This window comes from Agromyces sp. CCNWLW203, from assembly GCF_036576125.1.
Taxonomy (GTDB): domain Bacteria; phylum Actinomycetota; class Actinomycetes; order Actinomycetales; family Microbacteriaceae; genus Agromyces.
Genome location: NZ_JAZHYX010000001.1, coordinates 231,393 through 244,056, shown reverse-complemented (window position 1 = coordinate 244,056; position 12,664 = coordinate 231,393). Strand labels below are relative to the sequence as shown.

Below are 12,664 nucleotides of genomic sequence, written 5' to 3'. Positions count from 1 at the left end.
CGGACGTCCGGTCGAACGGCATGACACGCTGGACGCATGGTCAACCCGCGCACTCCCGTCGCCGGCGATCTGCTCGGCGACGGGCTCCACCTGCTTCGCTTCACCGGCGCGCTCTACTGCCGCGCCGAGCTCACTGCGCCGTGGGGCGTGGAGTTCCCCGCGCTCGAGGGATTCATGATGCTGCCGGTCGTGCTCGCGGGCAGATGCATCCTCGAGATCGATGGCACGCGGCATCCGCTCGAAGCCGGCAGTGCGGCGCTCATCACGCGCGGCGCATCGCACCGAATGCTGAGTGCAGCGGATGCCTCGAGCGCGCCCCTGTTCGACATCCCCGTCGAGCAGGTCAGCGACACCTACGAGCACATGCGCTTCGGGGGAGGAGGCGATCGCGCCCAGGTCGCCTATGCCGCACTGCAGGTCGACGGTGCACTCTCGGCGCGATTGATCGAGGAACTTCCGCCGCTCATTCGGGTGGACGCCTGGGATGACGGCGAGGCTGGGGCGTTCCAGACCGTGCTGCGACTGCTCGCGCGAGAGGCGGAGGCCATCCAGCCCGGCGGCGAGGCGGTCATGACGAGCCTGGCCGACGTGCTCGTCGTGCAGGTGCTTCGCTCGTGGCTCCGCACGAGCGAACCGTCCGAGACCGGATGGCTCACCGCCCTCCGCGACCCGCACGTCGGGCGTGCCCTCGGCCGCATGCACGCCACGCTCGACCACGACTGGACGCTGGTCGAGCTCGCGCGTGAGGCGAACATGTCGCGGTCGGCGTTCGCCGATCGGTTCACGACTCTCGTCGGCGAATCGCCGATGCGCTACCTCGCGGGCTGGCGCCTGCAGCAGGCGCGCGCCGAGCTCATGAGCACGACCGATTCGATCGCGTCGATCTCGAGGCGGGTCGGCTACTCCTCGGAGGCGTCATTCGGACGGGCGTTCAAGCGGCAGCACGGTTCGACGCCCGGTGCCGTTCGGCGCGAGGGCCAACAGTTCGGTCTCGCGGCGCTGCGACCGGCGCCGACCGGCGCGTGAACCCCGCTACTCCGCGTTCCGCGCCACGGTCAGCTCGGCCGACTGGATGACCGCTTCGACGCCGAGGGCGAAGAGGTCTTCGTCCTTCAGGTCGGCGAGCTCGCTGTTGAAGGCCGTGATCAGCGGGAACCGGCGCGGGTCGGCGAGGATGGGGCCGTCGAACCAAGGGCCTGGTTCGGGGCCGTCTCCACGCTCGGCTCGGCCTCGGGCGATGCCCGCGGCGCTCGAGAGTACGTGCGAGGCGAGCAGTGCGTAGTGCCGCACGACATCGTCGCCCTCGAGGCCGGCCTCCGCGAACGACTCGAGCATGATCTCGATGGCCTCGAGCTCGCCGGGTCCGTGGGTCGTGAGCACGATGGCCTCGGCGCCGACGGCCGGGTGCGCGGAGTAGAACGTCAGCGTGGCGCGGGCGAGCTGTCTCAGCCGTTCGCGCCAATCGAGCTTCTCTGCGTCGATCGAGGCGATGGCGCGCAGCGTCAGCTCGTCGAGGAGCGCCTCCATCAGCTGTTCCTTGCTGCGGAAATGGCGGTAGATCGCGGTGGGATCGGCACCGAGCTGCGTGCCGAGCTCGCGCACCGAGATCGTCGGGGTCGCAGAGGTCGCCGCGAGCTCGAGGCCCGCCGCCACAATCGATTCACGGTCGAGGCGGGCCCGGCCGGTCGATGCGCGCGCGGCACCGCCGCGGGTGGAGTCAGTCGCAGTCAAGTCGCCCTCTTCATCCTCGAAGTTCGAAGTCCATCGTGCCACGCTCCGCGGTTCGTCGGACCGTGGAGCGCGCTCGACAACGTCAGCATAACGAATACGAGAGCAATGTTGTCAACACAGTTGACAGCGGTGCTGGACCGTCGCTAACGTCACCTTCACCAACCCGTTCGACGAGGAAGCGAGGGCGACGTGTCAGCTGCCGACGTGCTGTTCACCGGAGGGGCCGTGTTCACTGGAACCGGCCGACCGAGAAAAGGCCACGTCGTGGCCGTCACCGGCGATCGCATCACGGCGGTCGTTCCCGAGTCCGAGGCGCAGGCGCTCATCGGCGAGGGGACGCAGGTCATCCAGCTCGACGGGGCCCTGCTGAGCCCCGGCTTCCAAGACGCGCACGTGCACCCGATCGGTGCCGGCGTCGAGCTGCTCATGTGCAACCTCACCGAGGCGGAGAGCGCCGAACAGGCAGTCGCCGCGGTGAAGGCGTACGCAGATGCCAACCCCGACGAGGCATGGATCCTCGGCGGCGGCTGGTCGATGGACCAGTACCCGGGCGGTGCCCCCGTGCGCGCGCTGCTCGACGCGGTCGTGCCCGACCGCCCCGTCGTGCTCTCGAGCCGCGACCACCACAGCGTGTGGGCGAACACCGCCGCCATCGCGCTCGCGGGGCTCGACGGGTCGACCCCCGACCCCGTCGACGGGCGCATCGAGCGCGAGGCCGACGGGTTCCCGGCCGGCACCTTCCACGAGGGTGCCGAGCATCTCTTCAACCGGGTGCGCCCCGGCGTCGACGCCGACTTCGCCTACGCCGGACTGCTGCGCGCGCAGGAGGAATTGGTCGCGCTCGGCATCACCGGCTGGCAGGACGCGATGATCGGCAGCCTCGCGGGCATCGAGGACCTCGACGCGATCTACCGCCGCGCGGTCGCCGAGGGCACTCTGCGCGTGCACGTCGTCGGTGCCCAGTGGTGGGAGCGCGACGGCGGCATCGAGCAGGTCACCCGCATGCTCGCGCGTCGCGACGAACTCGTCGCCGCCGGCACGACGGAGCGCTACTCGCTCGGCACGACGAAGATCATGGTCGACGGCGTGGCCGAGAACCAGACCGCCGCGATGCTCACGCCCTACCGAGACAGCCACGGCCATGACACCGACAACACGGGGCTCTCGTTCGTCGACCCCGCCTTCCTGAAGCAGGTCGTGACCGAGCTCGACGCCGCCGGCATGCAGGTGCACTTCCACGCCCTCGGCGACCGCGCCGTGCGGGAGGCGCTCGACGCGATCGAGGCGGCACGCACGGCCAACGGTCCGACCGACGGCCGTCACCACCTCGCCCACCTCCAGATCGTCGAGGAGTCGGAGACCGCCCGCTTCGCCCCGCTCGACGCGGTCGCCAACCTGCAGGCGCTCTGGGCGACCCATGAGGATCAGATCGACGACCTGACGCTGCCGTTCCTGCAGGACGGCGCCGAGGCTCGCCAGTACCCCTTCGGCGACCTCGTGCGCCACGGTGCCCGTCTCGCCGCGGGCAGCGACTGGCCGGTGTCGAGCGCCGATCCGATGGACGCGATTCACATCGCCGTCACCCGCGTCGCGCCCGGCCTCGACGCCGAGCCCCTCGGCGGCGAGCACCAGCGACTCGACCTCGAGACGGCGATGGCGGCGTACACCTCGGGCACCGCGTACGTGAACCACCGCGACCACGACACCGGGTACATCCGCGAGGGGTACCTCGCGAACCTCGTCGTGCTCGAACCGAACCCCTTCAGCCTCCCCGAGGCGGAGATCCACCGCGCGACGGTGACCTCCACCTGGATCGAGGGCACGCCAGCATTCACCCGCACTGCCTGACCAAGAGGAGCCCCCCAAATGTCATCGTCCCCCGTCATGCCCTCCCGAGGCAACGGTCGTCGCGTCGCGTCGATCGTCGCCGCCGGGCTGGGAGCAGCACTCGTCCTGACCGGCTGCTCCGGCGCCGAACCCGAGAAGGCCCAGCCCGCCGAGTGGGAGCTCACGGCGACGACCGATGCACCCTCGGGTGATCTCGAGTCGTTCACGTGGGCGAACTACGCCGAGCCCTACTCGCTCGACTACGCGTACGCGTTCGACTACGCCGACAACATGGTGCTCGCCAACGTCTGCGAGTCGCTCATGCGCCTGAACCCCGACTGGACGCTGTCGCCCGGCCTCGCGGAGTCGGTCTCGCACCCGACCCCCGAGACCTGGGTCTACGAGATCCGCGACGGCGTGAGCTTCCACGACGGCGCTCCGCTGACCGCTGCCGACGTCGTGGCGTCGATGAACCGCCACCTCGACCCCGCCGTGGGCTCGTCGTGGTACTCGACCTACCAGAACGTCGCCTCGATCGAGCAGACCGGCGACATGCAGGTCACCGTCACGATGATCGGCCCCGACTCGCAGTTCAACCTCGGCATGGGCGGCTCCGCCGGTGTCATCGAGTCCGCCGCGACGCTCGACGAGAAGGGCGCCGACTACGGCAACTCGACCGGCGGTGTGAACTGCACCGGCCCGTTCAGCTTCGGCGAATGGCAGTCGGGCGAGTCCATCACCCTCGAACGCTACGACGGCTACTGGGACCCCGAGCTCACCGCGCGCTCGGCAGAAGTGAAGTTCATCTTCATGAACGACGCCAACGCGCGCACCAACGCCCTCAAGTCGGGCGAGGTCGACGGCGGCTGGATGATTCCGGCCGACGCCGTGCCCCAGCTCCTCGACTCCGACCAGGGCGACATGCTCTTCGGCTTGAACACGGCCGTCAACAACCTGATCATCTCCGACCTCGAGGGCCCGCTCGGCGACGTGCGCGTGCGCCAGGCGCTGCTCATGGCGCTCGACCGCCAGGGCATCGTCGACGCGGCGGTCAAGGGCTACGGCACCACGACCGACGTGCTGACGACCGAGTCGGTGTGGGACGGCGCGAGCGACGCGGCGATCGCCTCCGCATTCGGCGACGTCGAGGAGTACCCCTACGACATCGAAGCAGCCAAGAAGCTCATCGAGGAAGCGGGCGTCGCCGGCGAGGAGCTCACCTATGTGACGGCCCCGATCAGCAGCGACTTCAACGTCTACGCACAGGCCACCGCGGCCGCAGCCGAGTCGATCGGCCTGAAGGTCAACATCGAGACCGTCACGCCGAACGCCTACACGGCGCTGTTCTCCGACCCGACGGCTCGCGAGGGCGTCGACCTGTTCTACACCTCGTGGTACCTCTCGAGTCCCGACCCGCTCGAGATGTACAGCGTGCTGCGCACCGATGAGTTCAGCAACTACGGTGGCTGGTCGAACCCCGAGTTCGACGCCGTCGTGAACGACGCGCTCGCGATCGAGGACCCCGCCGCGCGTTCGGAGAAGACCGCGGAGGCGCAGCAGATCGCGAACGAGGAACTGCCGTGGCTGCCGATGTTCGAGGCGCCCGTGACGCTGTTCATGGGCGAGCGCATCACCGGTGTCGCCCCGTCGGTCGCCTTCCTGTACTACCCCTGGGCAGCGACCATTGGTGCACGCTAGCACCGACGGGCGCAGTCTGGTCCACCTCGGCGGAGCGGGGGTCTCTCGATGACCACGCTCCGCCGGGTGGCGGGCAAGCTCGGCGCCCTGCTCCTCACGCTCTTCCTCGCTTCACTGCTCGTGTTCTTCTCGCGGTTCCTCGTGCCGGGCGATCCGATCAGCTTCCTGCTGCGCGGCCGCAAGCCGAGCCCCGAGGCCGTGGCGCAGGTCACCGCCCAGTACGGGCTCGACCTGCCGCCCTGGCAGCAGTACCTGAACTGGCTGACCGGCGTGCTGCAGGGCGACTTCGGTCGCTCGCTGCAGTATCGGCAGGATGTCTCGCAGGTGATCGGCGATCGACTGCCCGTGACCCTCGGGCTCGTCGTCATGGCCGGCACGATGATCGCGATCGTCGGCCTCACCGCGGGCATCGTGGCATCCCTGAATCGCGGCAAGGTGCTCGACCGCGCCGTGCTCATCGGGCTCACCGTGCTGGGCGCCATCCCGTCGTTCGTCGGCTCCATCGTGCTGATCGCGATCTTCGCGGTGCAGCTCGGCTGGTTCCCGTCGTTCGGGTCGGGCGAGGGGTTCTGGGACACGATCTACCACCTCGTGCTGCCGTCGATCGCGCTCGCGATCGTGTTCGTCGTGCTCGTCGGCAAGGTCACCCGCTCCTCGATGGTCGAGCAGCTCGGCCGTGAGCACGTCGAGGTCGCGACGAGTCGCGGCCTGAAGCGCGGCACGGTCATCCGTCGCCACGTCTTCCGCAACTCGATCGGCCCGATCCTCACCGTCAGCGGCGTGCTCGTGGCGGGCCTGCTCGTCGCGAGCTCGATCGTCGAGGCGGCGTTCGGCCTCGCCGGCATCGGCTCGCTCCTCGTGGCCTCGGTCGACCGTCTCGACTTCCCGGTCGTGCAGGCGATCGTGCTGCTCATCGTCACGGCGTTCGTCGTGGTGAACGCCATCATCGATGTGCTCGAACCCTGGATCGACCCCCGAGCCGCTGCAGGAGCTGGTGCCCGATGACCACCCCGACCATGGCCATGAAGGTGCTGCGGGCGCCGCGCGCGCGGCGCTCGAGCACCACGTTCCTCATCAGCGTCGTGTTCCTCGGCGTCGTGACCCTCGCGGCGATCTTCGCCCCGCTGATCGCGCCGTATCCGCCGAACCAGGTCGACCTGCTGAACATCCAGGCCGGCCCGAGCCCGGCGCACTGGCTCGGCACCGACGCGCTCGGTCGCGACACCCTCAGCCGCATGATGTTCGGAGCGCGCACCGCGCTGCTCGCACCGCTGCTCGTCGTGATCTTCTCGACGGTCGTCGGCATCCTCCTCGGCCTGCTGGCCGGCTGGCGTGGCGGCTGGATCGACTCGGTGCTCGGCCGCATCTTCGACGTGATCTTCGCCTTCCCGGCGTTGCTCCTCGCGATCATGGCGGTCGCGCTCTTCGGCAAGGGCCTCGTCGCCCCCGTGGTCGCCATGACCATCGCCTATGCCCCGTTCGTCGCGAGGCTCACCCGGTCGCTCATCGCCTCCGAGCGATCGCGGCCCTACGTCGCCGCGTATCGCGTGCAGGGATTCGGCGGCTCGTTCATCGCGCTCCGCCGGGTGCTGCCGAACGTCATGCCGATCGTCGGCGCGCAGTCGACGCTGAACTTCGGTTACGTGCTCGCGGAGCTGGCCGCCCTCTCGTTCCTCGGCCTCGGCGTCCAGGCGCCCATGGCCGACTGGGGCGCGATGGTGAACGAGGCGCAGTCGGGCCTCATCGGCGGCTACTTCCTTCCCGCACTCGTGCCCGCGGTCGCGATCGTCGCCGTCGTCGTCGCGGTCAACGTGATCGGCGAAGAACTCTCGGACCGCATCGGAGGCGAGATCCCCGCATGACACTCCTCGACATCTCCGAGCTCACGCTCGACCTGCCGAACGGCAAGCGACTGCTCGACGGCATCAGCCTGACGGTCGCCGACGGCGAGACCGTCGGCCTCGTCGGCGAGTCCGGCTCGGGCAAGTCGCTCACGGCTCGCTCCGTGCTCGGCCTGCTGCCGAGCCGCGCGACCATGGGCGGTTCGGTGCAGCTGCTCGACCAGTCGGTGCTCGGCGCGAGCCGCAAGCAGTTGCTGGGCCTCCGCCGCACCCGTGCGTCGATGATCTTCCAGGACCCTCGGGCGGGCATCAACCCGATGCGCACGGTCGGCGACCACCTCACTGAGACGATGCGACTCTGCGAGGGCCGCTCGGCGGCCGACGCGAGAGCGGTCGCCATCTCGCTCATGGAGGCGGTGCGCCTGCCGCGCCCCGAAGAGCACCTGCACCAGTACCCGCACGAACTCTCGGGCGGCATGCTGCAGCGGGTCATGATCGCGGGCGCGCTCACGAGCTCGCCGCGGCTGCTCATCTGCGACGAGCCGACGACCGCGCTCGACGTCACGACGCAGGCCGAGATCATCGGCGTGCTCGCCGAGCAGCGCGCGAGCCGCGGCATGGGCATGCTGTTCATCACCCACGACCTGAACCTCGCCGCCGCGATCTGCGATCGCGTCTACGTCATGAGCGCGGGCCGAGTCGAGGAGCAGGGCGACGCCCGTCAGGTGTTCCGCAACCCGCAGGCGGCGTACACGAAGCGACTCGTGGCGGCAACGCCCACGATCGTCGTCGCGCGCGGCTCGGGCGCGTCGGTCGATGCGGGCACGGATGCCGCGGCGCCGACGATCTCGGACGCGGCGGTTCCGGCGACGACCGTCGAAGCGGCATCCGCTTCGCCGTCGGTCGCGGTGCCTGCGAGCGAGCCGATGCTCTCGGCGACCGGCATCTCGAAGACCTACGTGCGCCGGGGCAAGGAGCCGGTGCACGCGGTCATCGACGCCTCGATCGAGATCCCACGGGGCGGCGCCCTCGGCGTCGTCGGCGAATCGGGCTCGGGCAAGTCGACGTTCGCCCGCATGATCGTGGGCCTCGAGCAGGCGGATGCCGGCGACATCCGCATCGCCGGGCGGGTTCGCACCTCGGTGCCGAGCTCGCGCGTCGAACGGCTCGAGCACGCGCGATCGGTGCAGATGGTCTTCCAGGACCCGTACCTCTCGCTCGACCCGCGCATCACCGCGGGCAAGGCGATCGAAGACGCGATGCGACTGCACCGGCGCCTCAGCACGACGGATGCGCGCGAGCGAGTGCTCGAGCTGCTCGAGCAGGTGGGCCTCGGCGACGTGCACGCCCAGGCGCGCCCGCGCACCCTCTCGGGCGGACAGCGGCAGCGCGTCGCGCTCGCCCGGGCGCTCGCGATCGAGCCCGACGTGCTCGTGATGGACGAGGCGACGAGCGCGCTCGACGTGTCGGTGCAGGCGCAGGTGCTCTCCCTCGTCGAGGAGATCCGCCGTGAGCGCGGCCTCACGGTGCTCTTCATCAGTCACGACCTCGCCGTCGTGCGCCGCCTCTGCGACGAGACGGTCGTCATGAAGACCGGCGAGATCGTCGAGCGCGGACGCACGGTCGAACTGCTCGGCAACCCGCAGCATCCCTACACGAGACTGCTCATCGACTCCGTGCCGCGGCCCGAGTGGAACCTCGAGGCCGTGGCCGCGGAGGCGAGCGCGCTCGACGTCGAACGCGCGCCGGGCGGAGTCGGCTCGTGAACCAGCGCGCGAGTCGTACGGAGCCGGTGCCCGAAGACGACTGATTGCAGTTGTCAGATCGGGCCGAGTTCGGGGCCGTGCGTCTCCATGAGGTGGGTGCGCAGGGCCTCGGCGAAGCCGGCCGGGTCGTCGGCGCGCAGCCGTTCGACGAGGGCGCGATGCTCGTCGATGACCTGGTCGGGCCGCTCGAAGAGCGCATCGCGGTGGGCGCTCAGCAGCAGGCGCTGTCGCGCGGTGAGCCGGTCGCCGATCTCGGTGAGGGTGCGATTGCCGCCGGCCTCGACGAACGATCGGTGGAAGGCGATCGTCAGCGTCACGAAGCCGTCGAGGTCGCGCGCTTCGAGGGCGGCGCGCTGCGCCTCGAGGCCTGGCTCGAGCCGGTCGGCGAGGGCACGGCGGGCTTCGGTGCCGGCCCGGCGCACCCCGGCGGACTCGAGGATCAGCCGCGCGTCGGCGAGGTCGGCGATCTCCCCGTCGCTGAGCGAGCGAACGAGCGCACCGCGCTTCGGGTAGATCGTGATCCAGCCCTCGTCCTGCAGTCGGGTGAGCGCGGCCCGCACGGGGGTGCGGCTCATGCCGAGCTCGGCGGCGAGCTCGTTCTCGCTGAGCATCGTGTCGGGCCGGTGGGTGCCGTCCAGGATCCCGGCGCGGATCGCGGTGCGGGCCCGCTCTGCTGCGCTGTCGACGGTCGGCATCCCACCATCATGGCGCTGCATCGGCCCCGCTGCATCCGCTGCCCCGGTCTCGTGCGCGACGAACGTCACGAGGCGTCGTCTTCGCCGGCTGCCAGAGGTGTCACGGATGCCTCGTGGGAGTCGCTGCCCGAGGCATCCGCTCGCCGTGCTGCACGGCTGCGCCACCGGTGGACACCCCACGCTCCCGCCAGCGCCGCGACCGCGACCGCGGCGAAGACGAGGTCGGAGACGCCCGCGGTGCGTTCGAGCACCCAGCTCTCGACCGCGAACTGCTGCGAGGCGCCGAGCACGCCGCCCAGCGAGGCGGTGCCCTCGGTGGCGATGAGCAGCACGCCGATGCCGATGCCGAGGAGGCCGCCGACGATCTGCGTCCACGTGTTCGTCCAGCGTCCGATGCGCACCGTGCGGGGGCGCAGCAGGCCGCGGAGCCGCGGCGACCGCGACCACGCGAAGGCCAGCAGGAAGAGCGGCACGGTCATGCCGAGCGCGAAGACGGCGAGCACGATGCCGCCGTACAGCGGCTGGCCGCCGAGGGCCGCGAGCGCCAGCACCGAGCCGAGCAGCGGCCCGGCGCAGACCCCGGCGAGTCCGTAGACGGTGCCGAGCAGGTACACGGATGCCACGCCGGTGCCCTCGGCCGCCCCGCTGCGCGTGAACGCGGGCAACGGGGTGCCGCTGAGCTGCACGGCGCCGAGCACGATGATCACGATCGCGGCGACCGTGACGAGCATCGTGCGGTTCGTGCTAACGAAGGCGCCGACGGTGCCGGCGAGCACGCCGATGGGCACGAGCGTCGTGATGAGCCCGAGGTAGAAAACGCCGGTGCGGGCGATCAGGCGGCTCGGACTCGTGAACGCGTAGGCGAAGAACGCCGGCAGCAGCATCACCGAGCACGGGCTCAGCAGGGTGAGGATGCCTCCGACGAGGGCACCCGCGAGCCCGAGGTCGATCACTCGCCCGCCGTGGCCAGCTGCTCGTCGAGGAGTGCGCGGAAGTTGTCGATCGGCTGTGCGCCGGCGATGGCCTGGTCGCCCGCGACGAAGAACGGCACGCTCGTGACGCCGAGCTTCTGCGCCTCCGCCGTGCTGGCGAGCACGGCATCGCGGAGGTCGGCGCGGTCGAGGTCCTGCTCGAACTTCGCGAGGTCGGGCACGCCCGCCTCGGTCGCGAAGCCGATGAGCTTCTCGCGCGGCATGTCGGGGTGGCCCTTCTCGGGCGCGGCGGCGAAGACGGCCTCGAGGTACTCGGGGAACCTGCCCTGCTCGCCGGCGGCTCGAGCGGCCACGGCGGCGTCGATCGACTCCTCGCCGAAGAACGCGACGTCGCGGAACTCGTAGCGCACGAGGCCCGCGTCGACGTATTCATCGAAGATCGTCGGCAACGTCTGGTTCGTCACGACCGCGCAGAAGGGGCAGCGGAAGTCGGCCCATTCGACGAGCACGACGGGAGCGTCGACGTCGCCGATCGCGAGCGGGTCGTTCGGGTCTCGCGTGGCGATCTCGGCGCCGGTGCCCGAGCCAGTGCCCGAGCCGGTGCCCGACTCGGCCGTGCCGGCTTCGTCGGTCGCGGTGGGCTGCGTCGAGTCAGTGGCGGCCTGCCCGGCGTTCGGCACCGACTGCGCGATCACGACGACGAGCAGGAACGCCGTCACGGCGCCGAGCACGACGTTCAGGATGCGCGCGAGGCGGAGCTTGCGCGCGAGCGGGTGGACGGGCTTCGGTGCAGGGGAGTTCGACATCGCGGCCTAGGATACATGTTGAATCCCAGACCGACCTGTCAGGCCGCGAGCACCGCGTCGAGGCTCTCGCGCACGATCGCGAGGCCGGCGCGCAGCTCGTCGTCGGTGATCGTGAGCGCGGGCAGGAACTTCAGCACCTCGTCGAAGGCCCCCGACGTCTCGATCACGAGGCCGCGCGTGAACGCCTCCTTCGAGATGCGGCCGGCGAGCGTGCGGTCGCCGTCGCAGGCGAGGCCGTACATCAGGCCGCGGCCGCGCGGAACGAGGCCCAGCTCGGGGCGGGCGGCAGCGATGGCGTCGAGCTCGGCGCGCAGGAGCGCCGACTTCGCGTCGACGGCGTCGGTGAATGCGGAGTCGGCCCAGTAGGTCTCGAGCGCGACGCGCGCCGACACGAAGGCGAGGTTGTTGCCGCGGAACGTGCCGGTGTGGGCGCCGGGCTTCCACACGTCGACGTCGGGGCGCAGCAGCACGAGTGACATCGGCAGGCCCGAGCCCGAGATCGACTTCGACACCGTCACGATGTCGGGCACGATGCCGGCGGCCTCGAAGGCGAAGAAGGCGCCGGTGCGGCCGACGCCTGCCTGGATCTCGTCGAGGATGAGCAGGATGCCGTGGTCGGCGGTCAGCGCGCGGAGACGCTGCAGCCAGGGCACGCTCGCGACGTTGATGCCGCCCTCGCCCTGCACCGCCTCGACGATGACGGCGGCGGGCAGGTCGAGGCCCGATCCGGGGTCGTCGAGCATCTTCTCGAACAGGTCGAGCGTGTCGACCCCCGCGCCGAGGTACCCGTCGAACGGCAGGCGGGTGACGCCTCCGAGCGGCATGCCCGCGGCCTCGCGGTACGTGCTGTTGCCGGTCGCGGCGAGGGCGCCGACGCTCAGCCCGTGGAATCCGTTCGTGAACGCGACGACGTTGGTGCGGCCGGTGGCCTGGCGTGCGACCTTCAGGGCCGCCTCGACGGCGTTCGCCCCGGTCGGCCCGGTGAACTGCAGTTTGTGATCGAGGCCGCGCGGCTCGAGCACGTACCGCTCGAACGCCTCGATGAACGCGCGCTTGGCCGAGGTCGCCATGTCGAGCCCGTGGATGATGCCGTCGCGCTCGAGGTATTCGATGAGCGCGCGGGTGAAGACGGGGTTGTTGTGCCCGTAATTCAAGACGCCCGCGCCCGCGAAGAAGTCGAGGTACTCGCGGCCGTCGGCGTCGATCAGCTTGGAGCCGTTCGCCCGGTCGAAGACGGTGGGGAAGGCGCGGACGTAGCCGCGCACCTCCGACTCGCGGCGGTCGAAGACGTCAAGGTTCGCGGCGTCGCTCATTGCGGGCTGGCTCCTTCTCAGGTGGGTGCGGTGACTCGAGCCTAGATCGTCCAGC

Annotated in this window: 11 protein-coding genes; 6 read left to right on the top strand and 5 right to left on the bottom strand. The window is 70.5% G+C overall.

Annotation, left to right across the window (positions count from 1 at the left end; all coding sequences use genetic code 11):
- Positions 1 to 36 precede the first annotated feature (36 nt).
- On the top strand, positions 37 to 1,026 hold the full coding sequence (locus VPH61_RS01130) for an AraC family transcriptional regulator (RefSeq protein WP_332061681.1): 990 nt from the start codon (positions 37 to 39) through the stop codon (positions 1,024 to 1,026).
- A gap of 6 nt (positions 1,027 to 1,032) precedes the next feature.
- On the opposite strand, the gene VPH61_RS01125 is transcribed toward VPH61_RS01130, so the two are convergent.
- Positions 1,033 to 1,731, bottom strand: coding sequence for a TetR/AcrR family transcriptional regulator (locus VPH61_RS01125; RefSeq protein ID WP_332061680.1), 699 nt, complete (start codon positions 1,729 to 1,731; stop codon positions 1,033 to 1,035).
- 189 nt (positions 1,732 to 1,920) lie between these two features.
- On the opposite strand from VPH61_RS01125, the gene VPH61_RS01120 reads away from it, so the two are divergent.
- The 5 genes from VPH61_RS01120 to VPH61_RS01100 are packed head-to-tail and all read left to right on the top strand — an operon-like array spanning position 1,921 to position 8,863.
- Positions 1,921 to 3,579 (top strand): amidohydrolase, encoded by a 1,659-nt coding sequence (locus VPH61_RS01120; protein ID WP_442879034.1) that lies wholly within the window; start codon positions 1,921 to 1,923, stop codon positions 3,577 to 3,579.
- Positions 3,580 to 3,597: 18 nt separating this feature from the next.
- Positions 3,598 to 5,256 carry an ABC transporter substrate-binding protein gene (locus VPH61_RS01115; RefSeq protein WP_332061678.1) on the top strand — a complete coding sequence of 553 codons (1,659 nt, stop codon included), beginning with the start codon at positions 3,598 to 3,600 and terminating at the stop codon, positions 5,254 to 5,256.
- 48 nt (positions 5,257 to 5,304) lie between these two features.
- Complete coding sequence (locus VPH61_RS01110) at positions 5,305 to 6,261, top strand: ABC transporter permease (RefSeq protein WP_332061677.1); 957 nt, start codon at positions 5,305 to 5,307, stop codon at positions 6,259 to 6,261.
- Positions 6,258 to 7,118: an ABC transporter permease gene (locus VPH61_RS01105; RefSeq protein ID WP_332061676.1), complete on the top strand. Its 861-nt coding sequence runs from the start codon at positions 6,258 to 6,260 to the stop codon at positions 7,116 to 7,118. Before VPH61_RS01110 ends, VPH61_RS01105 begins: the two co-directional genes overlap by 4 nt.
- Positions 7,115 to 8,863: an ABC transporter ATP-binding protein gene (locus tag VPH61_RS01100; RefSeq protein WP_332061675.1), complete on the top strand. Its 1,749-nt coding sequence runs from the start codon at positions 7,115 to 7,117 to the stop codon at positions 8,861 to 8,863. Before VPH61_RS01105 ends, VPH61_RS01100 begins: the two co-directional genes overlap by 4 nt.
- A 53-nt stretch (positions 8,864 to 8,916) precedes the next feature.
- Here the strand turns inward: VPH61_RS01100 and VPH61_RS01095 are convergent, their stop codons facing one another.
- The 4 genes from VPH61_RS01095 to ectB are packed head-to-tail and all read right to left on the bottom strand — an operon-like array spanning position 8,917 to position 12,609.
- Positions 8,917 to 9,627 carry a GntR family transcriptional regulator gene (locus tag VPH61_RS01095; protein WP_332061674.1) on the bottom strand — a complete coding sequence of 237 codons (711 nt, stop codon included), beginning with the start codon at positions 9,625 to 9,627 and terminating at the stop codon, positions 8,917 to 8,919.
- A complete protein-coding gene (locus VPH61_RS01090; protein WP_332061673.1) occupies positions 9,624 to 10,511 on the bottom strand; it encodes a cytochrome c biogenesis CcdA family protein in 888 nt (295 codons plus the stop codon). The genes VPH61_RS01095 and VPH61_RS01090 overlap by 4 nt, the downstream gene beginning before the upstream one ends.
- Positions 10,508 to 11,296, bottom strand: coding sequence for a DsbA family protein (locus VPH61_RS01085; protein ID WP_332061672.1), 789 nt, complete (start codon positions 11,294 to 11,296; stop codon positions 10,508 to 10,510). Before VPH61_RS01085 ends, VPH61_RS01090 begins: the two co-directional genes overlap by 4 nt.
- A 38-nt stretch (positions 11,297 to 11,334) precedes the next feature.
- Positions 11,335 to 12,609, bottom strand: a complete 1,275-nt coding sequence (gene ectB / locus VPH61_RS01080; RefSeq protein ID WP_332061671.1) for a diaminobutyrate--2-oxoglutarate transaminase — start codon at positions 12,607 to 12,609, stop codon at positions 11,335 to 11,337.
- Between the last annotated feature and the right edge of the window lie 55 nt (positions 12,610 to 12,664).

Bases quoted from the DNA above. Each gene is read 5' to 3' on its own strand.
- VPH61_RS01110 (WP_332061677.1), top strand. From the start codon at position 5,305: ATGACCACGCTCCGCCGGGTGGCGGGCAAGCTCGGCGCCCTGCTCCTC.
- ectB (WP_332061671.1), bottom strand. From the start codon at position 12,609: ATGAGCGACGCCGCGAACCTTGACGTCTTCGACCGCCGCGAGTCGGAG.
- VPH61_RS01130 (WP_332061681.1), top strand. From the start codon at position 37: ATGGTCAACCCGCGCACTCCCGTCGCCGGCGATCTGCTCGGCGACGGG.
- VPH61_RS01085 (WP_332061672.1), bottom strand. From the start codon at position 11,296: ATGTCGAACTCCCCTGCACCGAAGCCCGTCCACCCGCTCGCGCGCAAG.
- VPH61_RS01100 (WP_332061675.1), top strand. From the start codon at position 7,115: ATGACACTCCTCGACATCTCCGAGCTCACGCTCGACCTGCCGAACGGC.
- VPH61_RS01115 (WP_332061678.1), top strand. From the start codon at position 3,598: ATGTCATCGTCCCCCGTCATGCCCTCCCGAGGCAACGGTCGTCGCGTC.
- VPH61_RS01105 (WP_332061676.1), top strand. From the start codon at position 6,258: ATGACCACCCCGACCATGGCCATGAAGGTGCTGCGGGCGCCGCGCGCG.